The following is a 2,885-nucleotide window of genomic DNA, read 5'->3' as shown; positions in this document are numbered from 1 at the left end:
GCCGCAGCCGGCGCACCGGCGCCGCTCTCGGCCTTCAGCCGTTCGAGCTTCGCGCAGATCGTCGCGGCGGCCGCCGCGTCCGGTTCGGCGCTCGCGCGGTAGTCGACGAGCTGGTCGGACAGCACGTCCTTCGTCTCCAGGAACGCGTCGACCATTTCCTTGGTCAGCGTCAGCTCATGGTTGCGTGCGCGGTCGAGCAGCGATTCGAGGATGTGCGTCGTGTCGGTCAGCGCGGAAAAACCGAACGTCGCCGCGCCGCCCTTGATCGAATGCGCGGCGCGGAAGATCGCGGCCAGATCCTCGGGGTCGGGCGAGCCGACGTCGAGGTTCAGCAGCAACTGCTCCATCTGTGCGAGCAGCTCGTCCGCTTCGTCGAAAAATGTCTGGTAGAACTGAGTGATGTCGAGAGTCATGCCCGGTCCCGGGTTGAATGCGTCGCGTGAATGTCAGGAGGCGGCCGGTTCGGACAGCGTCGCGACCAGGTCGACCAGCACGGCGGGATCGATCGGCTTCTCGATCCAGCCGGTCGCGCCCGCGTCGCGTGCGGCGTCCTTGAACGCGTCGCTGCCTTCCGTCGTCAGCACGAGGATCGGCGTTTCCGTATAGGCGGTCAGCTTGCGCAGCGCGGCGATCACTTCGAGCCCGCTCTTGCGCGGCATGTTCTGGTCGGTCAGCACCAGGTCGTACGGCACGGTGGCCGCCAGGTCGAAGCCGGCCTCGCCGTCCGGCGCCACCGTCACGTCGTAGCCGGCCTGCATCAGCGTTGCCTGCAGCAGCGCACGCATGGTCGCGGAGTCGTCGATGGCGAGAATGGTTCGGATCATGTCTGTCTCGGAATCTTGTAAACGTCAGGGTTTCGGCGCGGCGACGGCGACGGCGGACGCCGCGAGCGCCGGGCGCACGGCCGGCGCCGGGGCCAGCTGCTGCGCGAGCTGCTGCGAGCCGGCCGCATCGGCCGACAGCGTCGTGGTCGTCGCATCGTCGCGCATCAGCGCCTCTTCGGATTTGCGGTTCAGCACGATCACGCTGATCCGGCGATTTTCCGGATCGAGCGGGTCGGCCTTGTTCAGGTTCTGCGTCGACGCGAGGCCGAGCACGCGCAGCACTTTCGCCTCGTCCATGCCGCCGGCGATCAGCTCGCGACGCGACGCGTTCGCACGGTCGGCCGACAGCTCCCAGTTGCTGTAGCCGCCCTCGCCGCCCGAGTACGGCACGGCGTCGGTGTGGCCCTGGACGATGATCCGGTTCGGCACGTCGTTCAGCGTCTTGCCGATCTCGCGCAGGATGTCGCGCATGTACGGCTCGACGTTGTCGCTCGACATCGCGAACATCGGCCGCTTCTGCGTGTCGACGATCTCGATGCGCAGCCCCATCAGCGTGGAATCGATGCGGATCTGCTGCTTGAACTGGCGCAGCGTCGGGTTGGCCTCGATCGCGGCCATCAGCTTGATCTGCAGGTCGTGCAGGCGCGCCTGTTCGAGCCGGTCCTGCGCACCCTGCGCCTGCGACCGGGAATGCTCGTCGCCCATCTTCGCGAGGCGTTCGGCGAGTTGCGTCGTACCGTCGGTGCGGCGCAGCGTGCCGGCGTCGACGCTCGACAGGTCGCGGCCGCCGCCGTTGATGATGCTGGAATCCTGCGAGCTGCGGTCGCCGCTGCCGAACAGCGCGGCCTTCAGCGGCGTGTTGAAGTATTCGGCGATCCCCTTCATCTGCACCGGCGTGACCGAGCTCAGCAGCCACATCAGCAGGAAGAACGCCATCATCGCGGTCATGAAGTCCGCGTACGCGAGCTTCCATGCGCCGCCGTGGTGGCCCTTCTTCGACGGGGCCACCCGCTTGACGACGATTGCGCGATCCTTGCTCTTGCTCATTGGGCGCTCCGCGTCACTTCGCCTTCACGCGGCGCACATGTTCTTCGAGTTCCGAGAACGACGGGCGCTCGGTCGAGAACAGCACCTTGCGGCCGAACTCGACCGCAATCGCCGGCGCATAGCCGTTCAGCGTCGCGAGGATCGTCACCTTGATGCACTGGAACATCTTGGTCGACTCGGCGACGCGCTGCTCCGCGAGGCTCGCGAGCGGCCCGATCAGCCCGTACGACAGCAGGATCCCGAGGAACGTGCCGACCAGCGCCTGCGCGATCATCGCCCCGAGCACCGCGGGCGGCTTGTCGGCGGACGCCATCGTGTGGACGACGCCCATCACGGCCGCGACGATGCCGAACGCCGGCATCGCGTCGCCGACGCGCATCAGTGCGTGCGCGGGGCCTTCGCCTTCCGCGTGGTGCGTCTCGATCTCCTCGTCCATCAGGCTTTCGATCTCGAACGCGTTCATGTTGCCGCCCACCATCAGGCGCAGGTAGTCGGTCAGGAATTCGACGATGTGATGATCGGCGAGGATCTTCGGGTATTGCGTGAAGATCGGGCTCTTTTCCGGATCGTCGATGTCGGCCTCGAGCGTGAGCGTGCCTTCCTTGCGTGCCTTCGCGAGCAGCACGTAAAGAAGCGCCATCAGCTCCATGTAGACATCCTTCGTGTATTTCGAGCCCTTGAAGAGCGTCGGCAGCACGCGCAGCGTGGCCTTGATGGTCTTGCCGCCGTTGCCGAGGATGAACGCGCCGACACCGGCACCCACGATCATCAGGATCTCGACGGGCTGGATCAAGGCGCCCAGATGCCCGCCTGCCAGCGCATAACCGCCGAAGACGGACAACAGCGTCACGAGTGTTCCCACGATAATCAGCACTGCCTGTCCCTCACGAATGACCGGCGGGGAGACCGCCGTTAAACAGGTTTACGGCAGTCGGCAGGAAAACTTTCGCGGGCGGCCAGGCGGCGGCCCGACGGTGTTTACCAGCAATTTGCAGACGATTCGCGCCACCCGGG

At 66.2% G+C, this 2,885-nt stretch carries 4 protein-coding genes; all 4 read right to left on the bottom strand.

Translation table 11 applies throughout. The features are described from left to right. A partial coding sequence (locus G3N99_RS37845) for an Hpt domain-containing protein (RefSeq protein WP_206124927.1) occupies positions 1-413 on the bottom strand: 413 nt, incomplete at its 3' end. A 33-nt stretch (positions 414-446) separates the two neighbouring features. Further along, positions 447-824 (bottom strand): response regulator, encoded by a 378-nt coding sequence (locus G3N99_RS37840; RefSeq protein ID WP_011350594.1) that lies wholly within the window; start codon positions 822-824, stop codon positions 447-449. 24 nt (positions 825-848) lie between these two features. Then, the gene (gene motB / locus G3N99_RS37835; RefSeq protein WP_174940073.1) at positions 849-1,871 is read right to left on the bottom strand and encodes a flagellar motor protein MotB; all 1,023 of its coding nucleotides are present in this window, start codon (positions 1,869-1,871) and stop codon (positions 849-851) included. 13 nt (positions 1,872-1,884) lie between these two features. Continuing rightward, entirely contained in the window at positions 1,885-2,745 is an 861-nt protein-coding gene (gene motA / locus G3N99_RS37830; RefSeq protein ID WP_011350592.1) for a flagellar motor stator protein MotA, read from the bottom strand. Positions 2,746-2,885: the final 140 nt, after the last annotated feature.

Source organism: Burkholderia sp. Ac-20392, from assembly GCF_017104585.1.
In the GTDB taxonomy this organism is placed as follows: Bacteria; Pseudomonadota; Gammaproteobacteria; order Burkholderiales; family Burkholderiaceae; genus Burkholderia; species Burkholderia lata.
The sequence above is the reverse complement of the archived record's forward strand: the minus strand, read 5'-3'. Positions and strand labels throughout refer to the sequence as shown.

What these genes read in the sequence shown, in the direction of transcription:
- motB (WP_174940073.1), bottom strand. Translation starts at nt 1,871, where the DNA reads ATGAGCAAGAGCAAGGATCGCGCAATCGTCGTCAAGCGGGTGGCCCCG.
- G3N99_RS37840 (WP_011350594.1), bottom strand. Translation starts at nt 824, where the DNA reads ATGATCCGAACCATTCTCGCCATCGACGACTCCGCGACCATGCGTGCG.